The following is a 17931-nucleotide window of genomic DNA, read 5'->3' on the forward strand; positions in this document are numbered from 1 at the left end:
TTGTATTATACAAATATCTACTTTGTCGTTCTCATTTTTCTTTTTATCTTACAAACAGGCAAAAAGTTCTTTTACTTGTTCAAAATTTGTACATGGATTACCGCGAAATACGTATGCGATTTGTTCATTACCTAAATCTTCGTATACAACTGTTCCGCGATTAGGGTGCGAATAAAACTCTAACCCGTTTATAATTTGTTTTGGGCCATAGTTCATTGTCCATGAAGAAATAGGATAATACGCTTTGTTTTTATGTCTACAAACCCAAAGTGCATATAGTTTATTAACTTCGTCCCAGTATACATACTGCGTTTCGTCATTTCCGAAACCGACCGATTCAAGTTTCCAATTTAGTTTTTCATGAATTAACAAATTTACATAGGATACGTCATCTTGAGCATTCCACTCTCTACATCTTCCTATCTCACCCATTTCACTTCTCTTCGCTTGAAAGCTTAATAAGTGAAATGATGTATGTAATATCGTTTTCCCAAGCTCCATATTTACTGGTTGTAATTCAAATAGAAATCGTTCCATTTCGTCTTGGTTTACATATCCATGATCAACAGAAATTTCAACTTGTGTTTTCCATATAGATGTAACGTAACTTTCTTTTCCTTTATAATTTACACCTTTCCAATACACAAGCCCTTTATATTGAAAACAATCTCCTTTTGCTTGAGAAATACAGCTATCCGGAAATACTGGTTCCATTATATCGAGAAAAAATTCCTTTACTCGAAACATCCCAGTTGGAGTAACAACCTGAAACCAAAAAGTTCCCCACTTTTCACCTTCATAACGTTCTGAAACTTTTTCAACATTCCAGCCTTCTAACAATACATTTGGATACAATAACACGAATGAATGCATGGATTGCTTTAACATATATAGTCCCCTCCCGCTATACGAGTTCGAGAGTATACATCATTCATCCTCCTAAAACTTTCTCACATATCTCTCAGTTGAACTAAGCAGCTGACATCCGTTCTTTTCAAAAACATCCTTCATCCACTCATTTTGCATATTTGTCTCACCAATATAATAAGATGCACCTATTTCCTTTAAGACAAACATCGCACCTGCAAATAACGCAGCTTCATATCCCTTATTACGCATATTTGGAGTAACTGCGAAGTACATAAGTTTCCCTTCTTCTAACGCACCTCTTTCAATATGTGGAATTACAATTCCTATCGGCTCTTCACCTACACTCGCTATTAAACAATGTTCTTTCCACTGCTCACCAATTTCTTCTAGCATCATATGCACAAATTGATCATGAGCGACTGGTTCTCCCGTTGCTTCATTCCACAGTGAATAAAAAGCCTCTTCTCCAACTTCTTCAATAAGCTTAAAATCAATTTCACTTTCTACATCTTCTACTTCGTATATATCTTTAAATACAATCATGTTTTCCGTAACATATTCAAATGAATACGTTTCAAAACATTTTTTATACACATCATAATTTGGACTTTTTGAAGAGATTTCAAAATGTAGTTTTTCTAATCCATCTTTTTCAGCTTCAGCAACGTAATATTGCACCATCTCTTCTAATTGCTCTTCTGTAAAAACCGCTGCATTATTTTCTTTTATCATAATAGAAGAAGCACTTCTTCTTATTTTAAAATGTTTTTCTAACTGTTCTATCGTCGTCATATTCTTCCCTCATCTATATCATACTCGAATTTCTAATCGTTCTCCTTGCATGAGCAGGATTGTCCTTGAATATATAGAATACTAGAAAAGATCGCATCTTTAAAGTGCGGAGGAGGTTCTCCATTGGATATTACAGCATTGCAACAACAGTTAGAGCTTATACAACAAAATGACTACACGCAACTGCAACATATAGACGTAAATGAGTTAACTTTGAACATGCTTCAGTATATCGGAACGACTGATAGCTACGTTCGTTACCAACTTATATATAAATGTTTTGCGCATTTCATTCATCATGAATTCCTTATGGACGATCAGCTGAAATTACTTCTGCAAACTTGTTTAAGTGATGAGTATTTATATTGTGACATTTACTCCCCACATACAGATGGGGTTTTCACACGTTCTTACACTGTTTCGTTAATTGCGTTAATACTCCAATTCGCTAATTCGCACTACTTTTGTACAGAGGAGGATATCGAAGAAATAAAAAATAAACTCATTACATACACAAACTTAGAAACGGATTTTCGGGGCTATATTGAAAATAAAGGATGGGCTCATTGTCTTGCTCATGTATCTGATGCCTTTACTGAAATTGTTCATAATACGTATACAACTTTTGAATGGTACGAAGAATTAATTCATTGTTTATTAAATAAAATCTTTATTCCATCTGACCTTTTTCATAATAACGAAGATGAACGCATTGTTACTCCATTACTAGCAATGCTGTATCATGATTTTCCTCAGAACGATTTAATTTCTATTATTCATAAAAAAATAAAAAGGCTTCCTCAAATTAGAAAACGCCTTTCGCTTAATGAGTATTGTATTTTATGTGCCAATATTAAAACCTTTTTACGCACATTATTTTTCAGAACGAAAGATGACCATAACTTAGCCTTTACAGCACGTAAAACAGAAAGAATGTTAAAAGAACTTCCTAACTATTATTAAATACAAGGAGCAATGACATGGGTTATATTGAAGATATGAGAAATCTAGTAGGAAATCATCCACTTATTCTAATAGGATCACACGCTATTATATTAAATGAAAAAGATGAAGCATTGCTGCAGCTCCGTACAGATTTTAACCGCTGGGGCATTATTGGCGGTGCCTTAGAATATAACGAAACGTTAGAAGATGCTTTAAAACGAGAAGTGTTTGAAGAAACTGGACTTATTATTAAAAATCCAGAACTATTCCGTACATACTCAGGACCAGATTTCTTTCAAATCTATCCAAATGGCGATCAAGTACACGGTGTACTCGTTGTTTATATTTGCCGAGAATTTTATGGTGAACTTGTATGCGATCAAAGTGAATCAAAAGAACTACGCTTCTTTTCACTTGATGAATTACCTAATAATCTTCCTCCTGTTATCGAGAAGATTATTACAGATTATCTAAAAAAATAAGGGAACGCTTAACGTTCCCTCTCAAATCCAATCCGTTTTTTAATTTCTGCTAAATTTATCTTCGCAATAGCGCGTGCCTTCTCAGCACCGTTTTCTAATGCTTCATATAATAAATCCGGCTCATTCATATATATTGCGTACTTTTCACGAGGTCCAGCTAACTCTCGATCTACAACGCGAAACAACGCTTTTTTCACATCGCCCCATCCGATTCCAGTCTCATATTTTTCACGTAATGACTGTACTTCGTCTTCTGTCGCAAATTCTTTATAAATTGTAAATAAGGTTTCTAGTTCTTTCGGTTCATTTGGAAGTGAAGAATCTGTTTTGATTTTAAATATTAATTTTCGTAGTTTTTCTTGCTCTGCAAATAATGGGATTACATTTCCGTAACTTTTACTCATCTTCCTTCCATCAAGACCAGGTAAAATAGCTCCTTCTTCTTGCACTACATACTCCGGTAGTGTAAATGTCTTGCCAAATGTATGATTAAAATACGTCGCAATATCACGCGCAATTTCAATATGCTGAATTTGGTCTTTTCCAACTGGTACATGAGTAGCTTGAAATAATAATATGTCAGCTGCCATTAAAATCGGGTACGTGTATAACCCCATATTCACTCCCGCATCGACCTCTAACCCTGCTTCTTTATTTTGCTCCACCTTCGCTTTATACGCATGAGCACGGTTCATAAGACCTTTCGGAGTTAGGCAAGCTAAAATCCAAGCTAATTCTAGAATTTCCGGTACTTCTGTTTGCCGATAAAAAACAACATCTTCCCCAAGTCCAAGCGATAACCAAGTAGCTGCTACCTCTTTCGTATAACTGCTGAACTTTTCTGAATCATGCACAGCATTTAATGCATGATAATCAGCTATAAAGTACAATGCTTTTCCTTCATTATTCTTTGACATTTGTAATGCAGGTTTAATCGCACCAATATAATTTCCTAAATGTGGATAACCTGTCGGCTTAATTCCTGTTAACATTATTTTTTCACTCACACTAACTCCTCCTTTCGCAAAATAAAAAGAGCCCCTCATCCTTAAAAAAGGACGAGAGACTCCCGCGGTACCACCTTAATTAGCTATCATTAGCTCACTTCATACTTCAATAACGTGAAGTAACCGTCTTTACCTACTCATTTCAGTTAGAAGCTCCAGAGTCCATTCCATATTCATCCCTTACTGATTCTCACCACATATCAGCTCTCTGAAAAGTTTCGAATATGTACTCTTCTCTTTCATTGCTTTTTCGTTATTTTTTACAGTTTATCACATTTCACTTCCAAACAAACCCTAATTTTCTATTTTATATAGCAGGAATTTCCACTTCAATTGTCTAATGTTATATAGGTTTGTTGAAATATTCGAAACAACTTTGGAGGTTTTTTCATGGTAAAATATATATCAATTTTAGGTTCAACAGGATCCATCGGCACATCTGCATTAGATGTCGTTTCAGCTCATCCTGAACATTTTAAAATCGTCGGTTTAACCGCAAATTATAATATCAATCTTCTTGAGCAACAAATCAAAACGTTTCAACCTCGTATTGTAAGCGTTGCGACAAAAGACTTAGCAGACAAGCTTCGTACGCGTATTTCAGCAAATACAAAAATCACACACGGGGCTGATGGCTTAATTGCAGTAGCTACTCACCCTGATTCAAATCTTGTATTAAGCTCTGTTGTAGGTGTTTCAGGATTACTTCCAACAATTGAAGCATTAAAAGCGAAGAAAGATATCGCTATTGCTAATAAAGAAACTTTGGTTGCAGCTGGACATATCGTAACTGAACTAGCGAAACAAAACGGATGTTGCTTAATTCCAGTAGATAGTGAGCATTCAGCTATTTTCCAATGTTTAAACGGAGAAAATAATAAAGAGATTGAGAAGTTAATTGTAACAGCTTCCGGTGGTGCTTTCCGTGATAAAACACGTGATGAAATGCAAACATTACAAGCAAAAGATGCTTTAAAGCACCCAAACTGGTTAATGGGCGCAAAACTAACGATTGATTCTGCCACATTAATGAATAAAGGGTTCGAAGTAATGGAAGCGAGATGGCTATTTGATATTCCATATGAAAAAATTAATGTAATGATTCATAAAGAAAGTATCATTCATTCTTTAGTAGAATTTATTGATGGATCAGTTATGGCACAGCTCGGTGCTCCTGATATGAGAATGCCGATTCAATATGCGTTTCACTATCCTACTCGGCTACCTTCTTCCTATGAAAAATTAAATTTATTAGAAATCGGTAGTTTACATTTTGAAAAACCAGATTTAGAGAAGTTCCCTTGTCTACAATACGCATATGAATGTGGCAAAATCGGTGGTACTACTCCCGCTGTATTAAATGCAGCAAATGAAATTGCGAATGCGCTATTCTTAAAAAATGAAATTGCCTTTTTCGATATTGAAAAAGCAATTTACAAAACAGTTGAAGCTCATCATAACGTAAAAGATCCTTCACTAGATGCTATATTAGAAGCGGATCAATGGGCGCGCCAATATGCAAATGAATTGTTAATAAAAAAGCGCTAAAACAGTTCCCACTGTTTTAGCGCTTTTTTTCACGTATTCAACTTAACAAATCTATAACCGTGTGTAACTAACACTTTTAATATCGCATATCCTGGAATGGCTAAAATAATGCCCATAATCCCGAATAAGTTTCCGGCAGTTAAAATGATAAAAATGATAGTAATCGGATGAATATCTAACTTTTTACCCATAACTTGCGGAGAAATAAATTTACCTTCTGCTAATTGTACAACCATCATAACGATAATTACTTTTAACACCATTGCTGGCGAGTCGATAAATGCGATAATTAACGCTGGTGTAATCGCGATAATTGGTCCTACGTACGGAACGATATTTACAATCATCGCTAAAATCGCAAGTAATACCGCATATTTAATACCAATAATAAGATAACCAATTAATAGCATAATACCGATAAATAAGCTGACGATAATTTGACCTCTAATATACGAGCTAATCGCATAATGCATATCATCTAGTATTCTCATTGCTGCTGGTTGTCTTTGCTCTGAAATAAACTTTAAAAAGTGATTCGGCAATTGCTCACCATCTTTTAAAAGATAGAACAATATAAATGGAACCATTACAAATGTCAAAACAACCTCTGTAACAGTACTCAAAAATCCAGTTACATTCCCAGTTACTGATGATAATGACTTTGTAAAATCAACTGTGTATTCTTTTACCATATTCGCAACATTAATATTTAAATTCTCCTGAATTTTACCGAGTAAATTACTTTCCCCGAATCTACGTGCTGCTTGTTCAATCTCATGGCCAAAATACGGTAAGTTATCAATTAATGCATCAATTTGATCTTTAATAATAGGGATAACCGTTACAACTAAAAATACAAATAATCCTAGTACGATTAAATATATGGAAGCTATCGATACGATTCTTGAAACACCTTTCTTTTCTAAAAGCGAAACGAATGGATGCAAAATATAAAATAGCACGCCTGCTAATAGTACTGGGAAGAAAATTGTTTTTAAAAATACGATAAACGGTGTAAAAACAAATGATATTTTTGTTAGCAATAAAATATTAATGAACAATAACGCAAATCCAAGTAATACCGCCAAATAATTTTGTTCTCTAAAAAACTTTCTTAACTTATCTCTTTTTCTTATATTTATTTTCTCCAACGAAACCACCTCTTCGAATGATGAAAAGCCCTTATTCAGGGCTCTTCATCATAATCTATATATCTATTTCTTTGTAGCTTTCACTACAAATGATACAATAAAAATTAACACGATTGCACCTAATAATGCCGGCACGACATGAATCCCACCAAATGATGGCCCAAAGGATCCAAATAATCTACCACCTAACGAAGCACCTAATAAACCTGCGATAATATTTCCGAACATACCACCTGGGAAATTTTTACCTGTTATAGAACTAGCAATTGCACCTATAATAGCACCAACTATTAATGTGATAATCCATCCCATTTTTAGTCCTCCATTTCTATTATAGTTTGTATGATTTAATACAAACATATGTATTTATCATTGCTAATCATATTTCACTATAGAAATATATTTACTACTATTTTACATATGGAGATACATATATTATATGCAAAAAAGAAAAATATTGTCAAACTCACCCATAAAGCAATTATATTCATATACCATATTTAAAGGAGGCTTCATTGTCTATGATTCTTAAGTTAAATTCCACTTCTTTTGAAGTAGCAACATCCATTTTACAGGTTCAAATTCCAGCTTATAAAGTTGAAGCAGACTACTTAAATAGTACTGCCATACCTCGTTTATATGATACTGTAAACGATATTCAAAATTGCGTTGAAACATTCTATGGATATTTTTCTGAAAATAAACTTGTCGGTTTTATTTCTTTTGTACAAGAAGAAAAACTAATCGATATCCATAGGCTAGTTGTATCGCCCGATTTTTTTCAAAAAGGAATCGCAACGAAACTCCTAATTTATATATTTAACATGTTTCCCTCTCCAATGACATATATTGTACAAACAGGTAAAGCGAATACCCCTGCTATTACTTTATATAAAAAACACGGATTCATTACAGTATCAGATACAATACTTCCTGACGGTATGATTCTTACGCAATTAAAAAAGACAGAATACACAAAATAATTTGACTTGTTTGCTCCTTTATGTTATTTTTTACTTTATAAAACCTTTTGCTGAGTCCAAATTTTGGAGCGGGGGAACCATTTTTGTAGCTATGCTACTTGGGGCGAATCTTTTTTAAGTAGGGAAACTCTCACTTCCCGAGTCCGACAGCTAACCTCGTAAGCGTAATGGGAGAGGAAGGTGCTTTTTGCCTATGTTACACATTTTGCCTCCTTAATTATAAATATGGGATCGATATCAAATAGTCACCTATATTTATAGAAAAGGAGAATGTATTATGTTACGTTTATCTGATCACGCAATTAAAATGATGGAGCAAAGACTTCGAATTGAAAAACAACGCACATATCAAGCAAATAAGGTTGTAGATAACTTACATCACAAATACTTCTTTCAGCATATTTTTCAACCGAAAAGATAAAGAAAATGTTTATTTAATATTAAAAAACACAAGGTGTGTCTTACAAAGACATTCCTTGTGTTTTTTATATTCTTTATAAAATTCTCACTACATTTAAGCTTGCTGTAATCGCACCTGCTATAGTAGTCACATGCCCTACACCTAACGGGCCATTTTGTAATATTAATGTTGAATTGGCACTCGTCACATTCACAAGAAGTGTATTTGAAATGGCTGGTTCGATTACTACAGTTGATGTCGTTACGTTTTGTATAAAACTCCCTGTTAGTTGCGTTCCATTTAATAGCAATCTAACAGATACTGTCTCATTCCCACCATTTGCATCCCCTTGAAAATAGTAGCTTACTAAATATATTCCTGGCGTCGTTACTGTGACTGTCGTAGCACTAGTTAAAGATACACCAGTTCCATATACAGTGGATCCAGAATTAATTGGGATGTTGGCATTTGCTGCAATTGTGCTTGTTGATGTAGAAAAGAAATAGCCTCCACCTGTTGATATAGCAGAAGGGCCTGTTGCTCCTGTTAAGCCTGTTGGACCCGTGGCTCCTGTTGGGCCTGTTACTCCCGTTCCCCCTGTTGCTCCAGTTATTCCTTGTATTCCTTGTATTCCGGTCGGTCCAGTTGCACCAGTCACTCCCGTCTGACCTGTTGCTCCCGCCTGACCCGTTACACCTTGTGGACCTTGGATTCCCTGTGGACCTTGTGGACCAGTTGCTCCAGTCGGGCCGGTTGCTCCAGTCGGACCCGTTATCCCCTGTGAACCTTGGATTCCTTGAGGACCTTGTGAGCCCGTGGCTCCTTTCTCGCCGGTTGCTCCAGTTGGACCGGTTGCTCCTTGTGGTCCTTGAATTCCTTGTGGACCTTGAGGACCCGTTGCTCCCGCCTCGCCGGTTGGACCCGCCTGACCAGTTATTCCTTGTAATCCTTGAGGACCTTGCAAACCGATAGCTCCAGTCGGTCCTATTATTCCTTGCACTCCTTGAGGACCTTGGGCACCTTGTGTACCTGTCAATCCGGTAGTCCCTTGTATCCCTTGAACACCTTGAGGACCTTGTGTTCCAGCTGCTCCTGTTTCCCCTTGAATTCCTTGTACGCCTTGGATTCCTTGTGCTCCAGCTGGGCCGGTTGCTCCTCGGATTCCTTGTGCTCCTTGAGCTCCTTCCGCTCCTGTAACACCAACCGGACCAGCTATCCCTTGTATTCCCACCATTCCTTGTGCACCTGTTGGACCTATCATACCTTGAATACCTTTAGGACCTTCTGCACCTGTTGGACCAGTTACTCCCAGCGGACCTTGTATTCCTTGAGAACCTTCTGCACCAGTTGGACCTGTTATACCTTGGTTACCTTGAGGACCTTGTGCTCCTTGTACTCCAACTGCTCCAACTACACCTTGGGCACCTTGCGCTCCCCTTACACCTTGATGACCTGTTGGACCGGTTATACCTTGCACACCTTGCCCTCCAATTGGACCTATCCCTCCGCTTACACCTGTTGAACCGGTCGCACCCGTTGGACCTGTTGGCCCTCCTGGTGGACCGGGTGGGCCAGCTGGTCCAGTCACCCCACTAGAAGGGCCAATTGGACCGGTCACTCCCGTCGGACCGCCCGGTGGTCCTTCTGAGCCTTGAGTACCATTACTACCCGTCGCTCCTGTTATACCTCTTATTCCCTTTATCCCTTGAAAACCTGTTGCTCCCGTTATACCTTGTATTCCTTGCACACCTTGTGGTCCTTGTAAACCTATTACACCTGTTATCCCCTTTATTCCACTTATACCTTGGGCACCTTGCATTCCAGTAGAACCAGTTGGACCCACTTCACCTTGTATTCCTTGTGCTCCTTGTGGGCCTTCCTCTCCAGTAATTCCTTGTATACCTTGGAAGCCGTCTTCTCCTTGTATACCAATAGCCCCTTGCTCTCCTTGTATTCCTTGAACACCTTGAGGGCCTTGTGGACCAGTTACACCCGAGACTCCAGTTACGCCTCTCTCTCCTTACATTCCTTGTGCCCCTGTTTGTCCTCGCTCGCCTATTTCCCCTTGTATTCCTTGTGTGCCTTGTATACCTTGACTACCAGCAGGACCCGTTGCTCCTTGTATTCCTTCTAATCCTTGTACTCCAATATCACCAATTAGACCTTGGTTACCGATTAATCCTTGAGCACCTTGGAGACCAGTCGGACCAGTTATACCTTGCTCTCCTGTATCACCAATAGCCCCTTGTATTCCTTGTGCTCCTGTTGTCCCTTGGGGACCTTGTATTCCCCTGATACCTTGAGGACCTTGGGGCCCAGTTGCTCCCGTCGGTCCAGTCACCCCTGTAGGACCAACAGGACCTTCATGCCCTCCAGTTGGATCGATTGGACCACTATTACCTGTCGGACCCGTTGCTCCTATAAGCGGAAGAGGCAGTGCCACTCCAAATTTTTTGCACTTTCTATGATGACGCACAACAATCCCCCTTCCCCAAAATAATTACACCTTTTATATGAAATGCATTTTTATAAGAAAAGTACACCTTTGACCTCATTTTTTTAAAATAAAGAAGCCTATGATTTCATCTATTTGAAATCATAGGCTTCTTTTATAAAAACACTTTACTTTCTAGCTTTAATAATAAAAGTAGTCGGCACCCATTCTAGCTTTATATAAAGAATAATACTTCGTAGACAGCTCAGCTAGTTCTCCATCAAACGAGCTTGATGGTTCAGGCTCTTCTATTAATAAAAAGATGATTATGCCTTTTACAACCAAACAAATAGCACCCACCTATAAAATCCGTTTCAAATTCTAATCCTGGAACGTATCCAGATTTGATACGTTCTACCATTGTTTTATAACAATTATTCTCTTCTGTATATTCCTCAATTAACTCTTTCTTATCATTTTCTGTCCAGTTTTCTTCTACTTCTTCATTCTGAACATCTTCTATTTCTGCTGTTTTCGCTTCGATAGATTCCCGTATAACTTCATTTATACGGGAGAAATTATTCGTTTTATATAGAGCATACACAAATCTACTAATCCAATTAGGACTTTTCCAGCATTCTTTATATCCCTTTTCGAACCATTCAATTGCTTCTTTATAGCAATTCAACTCAACATATAAATCTGCTACATTAATTTCCCCTAAAAAATTATCAGATTCCCTGTTAAAAGTATCTAACTTCTCTTTTGCTTCTGTCGTTCGTTCTAAATCAATTAAACATTTTACATAGCTATACATGATATAGTCCGAATCCCCTGCAACTCGCAAGAAAAAGTCTGAAGCTTTTTCCAGCTCTCCAAGGTTATAATGCGCTACAGCTACATTATGATATGCTTCATCTGATGGTTGAATCGAAATAGACTTTTGTAATGCTTCTTTCGCTTCTGTCCATTTTTCTTGTTTCATGTAAATGTCCCCTAAGATGTTATAAGGAAAGTATGAAGAAGGATTAAACTTAACAACTTCTCTTATTAATTCAAGAGCTTTATCATCATTCTCTTCCTCATAAAAGTACATCCAAGCCAGATTATTGAGAGATTGTACGTCTCTAGATTCATGTAATGCTTGTTGAAACAGTTCCATTGCTTCCTCATATTTATTTTGTTCAAACATTTCAATTGCCTTCTCATTAATGTTCAAATAACTACCTCCGAAGTAAATGAATTCATCTATTCCCTATCATTATTGTAAAATGTAAAAATTATAATTTCTATAAAAAAATTTCTTTCTCTCGTCTACATTTCGATTGAAATAGAAGCTAAAACATACGAATTTACAAAAATCAGTAAATTTTTAATTCTCCCTTAAATTGGATATACCTCCTGTTTCATTTTACATATTATGGTACAATTAAGAGGGTACTAACTAAACATTTACGCTCCGCACTAGTAATCTAGCAATACAAAAATCAAAAATCACATGGAATTGAGGGATGTTATGAAACAGAAATTAGCTGTTCTTCTATTCACTGGAATCATATTATCAGGATGTTCAACTATAGCAGAGAATTCTTTAGAAAGCGGGAAAGGCAGTATGGAATTATTAACACCAACGATTACAGCAAAAGACAATGAATTAGAAATTAAAACTAAAGGCATTGATGAAAATAAAGTAACTTTTATTTATGTTGCTAATAAAAAAGTGTTGGAACAAAAACTAAAAAATGGTGAATCCTACAAACTTAACATTAAAGATATCGAACACGCTCATAGGACGGACTACAAACCAAAAGTTCAACTTTTACAAACGAAAGACGATGATGATGATGGAGAAATAGTAACCTTCAAACAAGTTAGATATACAGTTAAAAACTGATTTTAAAGTTGTTTCATTATAAATGTAACAAAAGAAAATATACTTTTAACAGTAGATAAATGTAGGGGGTGCTAACATGAAAAAACGATGGATTTCTTGGTGGATTGGTAACATATTTTGGATTATCGTTTTTGGAATATGGGCCGCTATTATTTGGCTACGAGATGTTGATGGTGCTGGTGTTATTCAAACACCTGAAATTAAATCAATATCACTTATCGTTTTATTAATCACGTTTATCATACCGGTATTTTTTCAAATTATATGGCTAATCATTAATTTGAGAATGAGTAAAAAACATAATTATACGATTTAGTTTTTTTGAATTAACAGATGAATATTTTTCATAAAAAAAGAGAGGAATCTACATCAAAATAGATTCCTCCCTTTTACATTTAGACTTATACTGCGCTTTTAATGCATCACTATTCCTCTTTTTTACGATGCATGTTCATCTTTCTTCTTCATTAACGCTCTTTTCTTCATCGCCTTCGTTAAATATCCACCCTTAAACGAGCGAATTTCATACGAAGACATAAACGCTTTCGGTGCAATTTCATTAATGATTTCTAAAAGCTCTTTCTCTCTAGAACGCTTTGCGACGATATCTAAGCGATAACGTATAGAATTAATACCTTCGCCTTCAAATACTGTAACGCCAAATCCAGAGTGACGTAACTCATCTACTAATTCATTACAACGGTCTAGTAAACTAACTTGATACGTAATATAACCAATTGCTAATTTATTCTCTATATAACCGCCTAATAACAGTCCCGCACTAAAGCCAATGACATAGGCAACGATGTTCATCCAATTTGATAAATCTTGAAACACAATACCTAAACTGACAATGTAAATAGCTCCTTCTAACAATCCAACACCAGCAGCGGATCTTGTTTGATTCTTTACAAGCAAAATCGTACGGATTGTTAATATTGGAACGTAAATAATTTGAAGCACAAAAATAAGTAGCGCTTGTAACATTGGTATCCACCTCTTTCAAAAAGTCTTTTGTCATAATAACATACATAACCTTTAGAAATCGATGGGTTTTTAATTTTTTTTTATTATTTTTCATACTATTGAAAAACACAAAAAAGAAGCGTATTATATTTGTCATTAATTTGATTACTTGTATCATATCGCTAAACTAAAAAAGGAACCTGATTAGGTCCTTTTCATCATAGCTCTATATTTTTCGAAGCACGTTCTCTTTGCTTCTCTTCTTCTTTCACTAACTGCATATTTGCGTACGCTAAATTTGCAATCATTAAAAAGTGACCACCTAAAATACCTGTACCGAATGCCCACATTTCCATTTCATGCTCAATTTCATACATGATGATAGCTCCTAAAATAGCAGCTGCAAATCGGTTTAAAACTCCTAATCCAGGAGCCTTTTCCTTCATTACGATACTTTTCCCGAGTTTCTCCACTCTGCGAGCTAATAACCAAAGACAATAAGCACTTACTGCTAATCCAATACCGAACCCTGTCACTTGTTTTCCAAACGGAGTAATCGTCCACATAAGTAGTAAACCACTAAAGATCACATACAATTGTAATCGATATACACGTAAGGCTTCTTGAATCAAAATATCCGCTCCTAATTTCTCATTTTTTGTACTTTAGAAGAAAAGCAGCAACTTACACAGTTGCTGCTTTCTCTTCTTCTTGTTCTTGTTCCATCTTACGAATTTCAACACGTTTAATTTGGTAAGCGTCTTTTTCTAACACTTTAAATTCATAACCTTCCGCCTCAACGTGTTGTCCTTCTTCGATTTCATGATTTTGCATCATAATCCATCCACCGATTGTATCCACATCATCTTCTTCGATGTGTAATCCAAATAAATCTTTCACTTCTGAGATAAGCACTTTTCCATCAACAATAATATGTTGCTCGTTCACATGTTGAATTGGTGGTGCTTCATCTTCATCATATTCGTCACGAATTTCGCCGACGATTTCCTCCAAGATATCTTCAAGCGTTACAATTCCAGCTGTTCCTCCGTACTCATCATATAAAACAGCCATCGGAATTCGCTTCTTCTGCATTTGAAGTAATAAATCGTGAATTGGAGTCGTTTCCATCACTTCAATAATCGGACGCATATACGAGCGAATAGATGATAAATCTTTTTGATCCTCGGTCATATATCGAATAAAGAAATCTTTTACGTTGACCATACCGATAATATCATCTTTATCTTCTCCAAAAATCGGATAACGTGTGTATCGCTCATTTTGGATTACTTTCATGTGTTCTTCTACTGAATCTTCCAGGTAGAAACCAACGATTTCTGTTCGCGGTACCATAATCTCTTTTGCAATACGATTATCAAATTCAAAAATGTTATTTACATACTTGTATTCAGCTTGATTAATTTCGCCACTTTCATAGCTATCTGAAAGGATAAGACGTAATTCTTCTTCTGTATGAGCTACTTCATGTTCTGAAGCTGGCTTTAAACCAAATAAACCAGTTATCACACGAGCTGAACCGTTCAATACCCAAATAAATGGATACATTACTTTATAGAACATCATTAATGGACCTGCCAATAATAACGTTACCCTTTCAGCCTTTTGAATTGCCATCGTTTTTGGAGCTAATTCTCCTACTACAACGTGTAAATACGTCATAATCATAAAAGCAAGACCAAATGTTAATACTGATGAAATAGAAGGATTTAAGTTCCATTTCTCAAATAACGGGTGTAATAACTTTTCAATTGTCGGTTCACCTAACCAACCTAATCCCATAGCTGTAACTGTAATACCTAATTGACAAGCAGATAAATATTCATCTAAATTTGTTGTTACCTTTTTCGCTGCTAAAGCACCGCGTTTTCCTTCCGCAACAAGCTGATCGATACGGCTTGAACGTATCTTTACAATCGCAAACTCTGCTGCTACGAAAAATCCAGTAAATGCGATTAAAATCGCAACCATGACTAAATTAAATATTTCCAATGAATCCCCTTAGTTAAAAAACTAAGGTGTCCACCTCCTGTATACTATAATGTTTTCTTATTTGTTTGTTAGAAAACATAGCCCGATACAAAAATTAAAGAGGTCGGATTTCACTTATTCTATAATAATAGAGCAAGTGTCTGTATTAAAGCTGTCGTTTGACCTGATAAAGATTTCGATATTTTTTCACGTTGTGAATCAGTCAATTCATCTAAAAGCGGTTTTAACTCAGTAAGCTCCACTTCTAATCGATGAATATGGTCTGTCACTTCATTCACTTGTTTCGAAACGTGTTCATTGATACCGAGCAGCTTCTTCTTCTCCTCGATTTTCTCTTTAATCTCACAAAGCGGCATATGCATTTCTTTGCACTTCTCAATAAATTGTAATGTCTCAAATGCTGTTTCGTCGTAATAGCGATAATTAGATTGAGATCGCTCCGCTTTTAAGATACCTAGATTCGTATAATAATCAATCGTTCGTTTCGACACGTGAGCCATGAGAGCCAACTGTCCGATTCGATACACCTTCCCAACGATCTTCCCCCCTTGTTTATATTACTTACATCATACAATACATAAACTGTACAGTCAAACGTGACGGTTTATTATTCACAATTTATACAAAATTCCAATCTCCTCCTATGATGATTCAATACGAGTAATCTACACTTATACAATAAAATTACTAAACTACTACCTAATCACTACATTATCTGCCACTTTTAACCTTTCTTATTTAAAAGCATATCCTACTAATAATGATTGCTTGTATAGGAGGGAATTAATATGAAAAAGACAATCATTTCTCATTTTTATAATGAAGAATACCTACTTCCATGGTGGCTTATGCATCACACGAAAATATTCGATCACGGCATTTTAATTAATAGAGGGTCTACAGATCGTTCCGTAGAGATTTGTAAACTATTAGCACCCCACTGGGAAGTACGAAATTCAAGATTTCTTGAGTTTGATCCAACTAATACTGATATTGAAGTGATGGAAATTGAAAGAGAAGTTTCAGGTTGGAAAATCGTTTTAAATACTACTGAATTCTTTTGTTGTAATAATACTGAAGAATTTTTTTCATCTCTTCATACACTAGGCCAAAACATGTATGCGATTAGAATGATTTTAATGATAGATAATCATAATTATAATTATTCAAAGCCTAGATATTCTATCCCCTTAGTAGAACAGCGATACCACGGTGTCTTCCCTTATAACCCAAATCTCGGATGTGCTTGGAGATTTATTCACAATCATCTAGACGGTGCATATTTACCTGGTAGACATCATTCGCGGCACGGATATATAATTTATGACTATCCTTCATTTATTTTAAAATTTTATTTTAGCCCTTGGAATGAACAATCAAAGGCAAGAAAATTACAAATTACACCTACCCTTTCAAAAAGGGGTGTTCAAATGGGACTTCAAACACATTACGGTCAATCTCCTGAAGTACTGGACATACGTTTTTTAGAGCTTAGTAACCTAACACAAGACCTCCGTCATAACCCTGAATATCAAGAATTATTCCCAAAATTCAAACCGTAATACTTTCTGCATCGTCATCACCTCAAACATTTTCATTCACTTAATCAAAAACAATCTCATTTGCATAAAACATGAATACTGTATAAATAATAAATTTTTATTTTAGGAGGAAAAAATGAAAGCTGTTATTCTTGCTGGTGGGTACGGTACAAGAATTGGGGAAGAAACACATTTAAAACCGAAACCTATGATTGAAATTGGAACAAAACCCATTCTATGGCACATTATGAGTTTGTATAGTCATTACGGAATTACTGAGTTTATTATTTGCTTAGGCTATAAAGGATATGCAATTAAAGAGTTCTTTCTAAATTACAACTTACACATGTCTGATTTCACAATACAGTTAAACGATAATACAATTACTAGCCATTCTCATCGTGTAGAACCATGGAAAGTTACACTAATCGATACTGGTGTAAATACCGAAACGGGTGGCCGAGTGAAAAAGATTCAAAATTATGTCGGAGACGAACCTTTCTGCCTCACTTATGGTGATGGATTAAGTAATGTAAATATAAAAGAACTTATTACATTCCATAAAAAACATGGAAAAATGGCTACTGTTACTGCCGTACAACCTCCTGGTAGATTTGGTTCTCTCATATTAGATAAACAGTCTGTAACATCTTTTCAAGAAAAACCATTAGGTGATGGCGGATGGGTTAACGGTGGATTTTTCGTTTTAAATCCTGAAGTTTTCAATTACATTAGTGGAGATAAGTCTGTTTTTGAAACAGACACTTTAGTTCAGTTAGTAAACAAAAATGAATTGACCGCATATCAACATTCTGGTTTTTGGCATCCGATGGATACATTGCGCGATAAAAATAAATTAGTCGAGCTATGGGAAAGTAATAGCGCTCCGTGGAAGGTTTGGTAAT

At 36.0% G+C, this 17931-nt stretch carries 19 protein-coding genes, 2 pseudogenes, 1 riboswitch and 1 other annotated feature; of the genes and pseudogenes, 9 read left to right on the top strand and 12 right to left on the bottom strand.

Annotated elements, in window-relative coordinates:
- Positions 1-48: 48 nt before the first annotated feature.
- Positions 49-888, bottom strand: coding sequence for a hypothetical protein (locus V7S45_RS16265; protein ID WP_002164488.1), 840 nt, complete (start codon positions 886-888; stop codon positions 49-51).
- Between the two features lie 51 nt (positions 889-939).
- Positions 940-1662, bottom strand: coding sequence for a GNAT family N-acetyltransferase (locus tag V7S45_RS16270; protein ID WP_000207392.1), 723 nt, complete (start codon positions 1660-1662; stop codon positions 940-942).
- Between the two features lie 123 nt (positions 1663-1785).
- On the opposite strand from V7S45_RS16270, the gene V7S45_RS16275 reads away from it, so the two are divergent.
- Both V7S45_RS16275 and V7S45_RS16280 read left to right on the top strand, forming a co-directional pair.
- Positions 1786-2625 carry a DUF2785 domain-containing protein gene (locus V7S45_RS16275; RefSeq protein ID WP_000355451.1) on the top strand — a complete coding sequence of 280 codons (840 nt, stop codon included), beginning with the start codon at positions 1786-1788 and terminating at the stop codon, positions 2623-2625.
- Positions 2626-2642: 17 nt separating this feature from the next.
- A complete protein-coding gene (locus V7S45_RS16280; RefSeq protein ID WP_000540452.1) occupies positions 2643-3089 on the top strand; it encodes an NUDIX hydrolase in 447 nt (148 codons plus the stop codon).
- Positions 3090-3097: 8 nt separating this feature from the next.
- On the opposite strand, the gene V7S45_RS16285 is transcribed toward V7S45_RS16280, so the two are convergent.
- Positions 3098-4096, bottom strand: a complete 999-nt coding sequence (locus V7S45_RS16285; protein WP_001290892.1) for a tryptophan--tRNA ligase — start codon at positions 4094-4096, stop codon at positions 3098-3100.
- Between the two features lie 44 nt (positions 4097-4140).
- Positions 4141-4348, bottom strand: a binding site (T-box leader).
- Positions 4349-4486: 138 nt separating this feature from the next.
- On the opposite strand from V7S45_RS16285, the gene V7S45_RS16290 reads away from it, so the two are divergent.
- On the top strand, positions 4487-5644 hold the full coding sequence (locus tag V7S45_RS16290; RefSeq protein WP_342761426.1) for a 1-deoxy-D-xylulose-5-phosphate reductoisomerase: 1158 nt from the start codon (positions 4487-4489) through the stop codon (positions 5642-5644).
- A 29-nt stretch (positions 5645-5673) separates the two neighbouring features.
- Here the strand turns inward: V7S45_RS16290 and V7S45_RS16295 are convergent, their stop codons facing one another.
- Together V7S45_RS16295 and V7S45_RS16300 are read right to left on the bottom strand one after the other, a co-directional pair.
- Entirely contained in the window at positions 5674-6795 is a 1122-nt protein-coding gene (locus V7S45_RS16295) for an AI-2E family transporter (protein WP_000411484.1), read from the bottom strand.
- Positions 6796-6858: 63 nt separating this feature from the next.
- Positions 6859-7107 carry a GlsB/YeaQ/YmgE family stress response membrane protein gene (locus tag V7S45_RS16300; protein ID WP_000539731.1) on the bottom strand — a complete coding sequence of 83 codons (249 nt, stop codon included), beginning with the start codon at positions 7105-7107 and terminating at the stop codon, positions 6859-6861.
- Positions 7108-7316: 209 nt separating this feature from the next.
- Here V7S45_RS16300 and V7S45_RS16305 point away from each other — a divergent pair, with 209 nt between their 5' ends.
- Together V7S45_RS16305 and V7S45_RS16310 are read left to right on the top strand one after the other, a co-directional pair.
- Positions 7317-7778, top strand: a complete 462-nt coding sequence (locus V7S45_RS16305; protein ID WP_000601226.1) for a GNAT family N-acetyltransferase — start codon at positions 7317-7319, stop codon at positions 7776-7778.
- A gap of 38 nt (positions 7779-7816) precedes the next feature.
- A riboswitch (cyclic di-AMP (ydaO/yuaA leader) is annotated at positions 7817-7959 on the top strand.
- 96 nt (positions 7960-8055) lie between these two features.
- Positions 8056-8199 carry a hypothetical protein gene (locus V7S45_RS16310; RefSeq protein WP_000945243.1) on the top strand — a complete coding sequence of 48 codons (144 nt, stop codon included), beginning with the start codon at positions 8056-8058 and terminating at the stop codon, positions 8197-8199.
- Between the two features lie 73 nt (positions 8200-8272).
- On the opposite strand, the pseudogene V7S45_RS16315 reads toward V7S45_RS16310, so the two are convergent.
- The 3 genes and pseudogenes from V7S45_RS16315 to V7S45_RS16325 form a co-directional block, all read right to left on the bottom strand.
- A pseudogene (locus V7S45_RS16315) lies at positions 8273-10654 on the bottom strand (collagen-like protein).
- A gap of 146 nt (positions 10655-10800) precedes the next feature.
- Positions 10801-10924, bottom strand: a pseudogene (locus tag V7S45_RS16320) (ubiquinone biosynthesis protein UbiE); the annotation flags it as partial.
- A complete protein-coding gene (locus V7S45_RS16325) occupies positions 10911-11831 on the bottom strand; it encodes a tetratricopeptide repeat protein (protein ID WP_001024456.1) in 921 nt (306 codons plus the stop codon). The pseudogene V7S45_RS16320 and the gene V7S45_RS16325, both read right to left, overlap by 14 nt.
- A gap of 279 nt (positions 11832-12110) precedes the next feature.
- Between V7S45_RS16325 and V7S45_RS16330 the strand changes: the two genes are divergently transcribed.
- Both V7S45_RS16330 and V7S45_RS16335 read left to right on the top strand, forming a co-directional pair.
- A complete protein-coding gene (locus tag V7S45_RS16330; protein WP_002041528.1) occupies positions 12111-12506 on the top strand; it encodes a hypothetical protein in 396 nt (131 codons plus the stop codon).
- Between the two features lie 76 nt (positions 12507-12582).
- A complete protein-coding gene (locus V7S45_RS16335) occupies positions 12583-12822 on the top strand; it encodes a DUF3923 family protein (RefSeq protein ID WP_000747681.1) in 240 nt (79 codons plus the stop codon).
- 122 nt (positions 12823-12944) lie between these two features.
- Here the strand turns inward: V7S45_RS16335 and V7S45_RS16340 are convergent, their stop codons facing one another.
- From V7S45_RS16340 to V7S45_RS16355, 4 genes are all read right to left on the bottom strand, one after another.
- Positions 12945-13493, bottom strand: coding sequence for a DUF2179 domain-containing protein (locus V7S45_RS16340; protein WP_000938438.1), 549 nt, complete (start codon positions 13491-13493; stop codon positions 12945-12947).
- A 197-nt stretch (positions 13494-13690) separates the two neighbouring features.
- Entirely contained in the window at positions 13691-14104 is a 414-nt protein-coding gene (locus V7S45_RS16345) for an ATP synthase subunit I (protein WP_000613877.1), read from the bottom strand.
- 52 nt (positions 14105-14156) lie between these two features.
- On the bottom strand, positions 14157-15485 hold the full coding sequence (locus V7S45_RS16350) for a hemolysin family protein (RefSeq protein WP_000402258.1): 1329 nt from the start codon (positions 15483-15485) through the stop codon (positions 14157-14159).
- 119 nt (positions 15486-15604) lie between these two features.
- On the bottom strand, positions 15605-16012 hold the full coding sequence (locus V7S45_RS16355; RefSeq protein ID WP_000285639.1) for a MerR family transcriptional regulator: 408 nt from the start codon (positions 16010-16012) through the stop codon (positions 15605-15607).
- Positions 16013-16273: 261 nt separating this feature from the next.
- Between V7S45_RS16355 and V7S45_RS16360 the strand changes: the two genes are divergently transcribed.
- The gene (locus V7S45_RS16360) at positions 16274-17047 is read left to right on the top strand and encodes a glycosyltransferase family 2 protein (protein ID WP_000750973.1); all 774 of its coding nucleotides are present in this window, start codon (positions 16274-16276) and stop codon (positions 17045-17047) included.
- A 115-nt stretch (positions 17048-17162) separates the two neighbouring features.
- Positions 17163-17930, top strand: coding sequence for a glucose-1-phosphate cytidylyltransferase (rfbF, locus tag V7S45_RS16365; RefSeq protein ID WP_000648808.1), 768 nt, complete (start codon positions 17163-17165; stop codon positions 17928-17930).
- Position 17931 lies beyond the last annotated feature (1 nt).

The organism is Bacillus sp. BR3(2024) (assembly GCF_039134555.1).
Taxonomy (GTDB): domain Bacteria; phylum Bacillota; class Bacilli; order Bacillales; family Bacillaceae_G; genus Bacillus_A; species Bacillus_A cereus.

Coding starts and splice junctions, on each gene's coding strand:
- V7S45_RS16265 (WP_002164488.1), bottom strand. CDS start 888: ATGTTAAAGCAATCCATGCATTCATTCGTGTTATTGTATCCAAATGTA.
- V7S45_RS16270 (WP_000207392.1), bottom strand. CDS start 1,662: ATGACGACGATAGAACAGTTAGAAAAACATTTTAAAATAAGAAGAAGT.
- V7S45_RS16280 (WP_000540452.1), top strand. CDS start 2,643: ATGGGTTATATTGAAGATATGAGAAATCTAGTAGGAAATCATCCACTT.
- V7S45_RS16290 (WP_342761426.1), top strand. CDS start 4,487: ATGGTAAAATATATATCAATTTTAGGTTCAACAGGATCCATCGGCACA.
- V7S45_RS16300 (WP_000539731.1), bottom strand. CDS start 7,107: ATGGGATGGATTATCACATTAATAGTTGGTGCTATTATAGGTGCAATT.
- V7S45_RS16305 (WP_000601226.1), top strand. CDS start 7,317: ATGATTCTTAAGTTAAATTCCACTTCTTTTGAAGTAGCAACATCCATT.
- V7S45_RS16310 (WP_000945243.1), top strand. CDS start 8,056: ATGTTACGTTTATCTGATCACGCAATTAAAATGATGGAGCAAAGACTT.
- V7S45_RS16330 (WP_002041528.1), top strand. CDS start 12,111: ATGGAATTGAGGGATGTTATGAAACAGAAATTAGCTGTTCTTCTATTC.
- V7S45_RS16335 (WP_000747681.1), top strand. CDS start 12,583: ATGAAAAAACGATGGATTTCTTGGTGGATTGGTAACATATTTTGGATT.
- V7S45_RS16340 (WP_000938438.1), bottom strand. CDS start 13,493: ATGTTACAAGCGCTACTTATTTTTGTGCTTCAAATTATTTACGTTCCA.
- V7S45_RS16360 (WP_000750973.1), top strand. CDS start 16,274: ATGAAAAAGACAATCATTTCTCATTTTTATAATGAAGAATACCTACTT.
- rfbF (WP_000648808.1), top strand. CDS start 17,163: ATGAAAGCTGTTATTCTTGCTGGTGGGTACGGTACAAGAATTGGGGAA.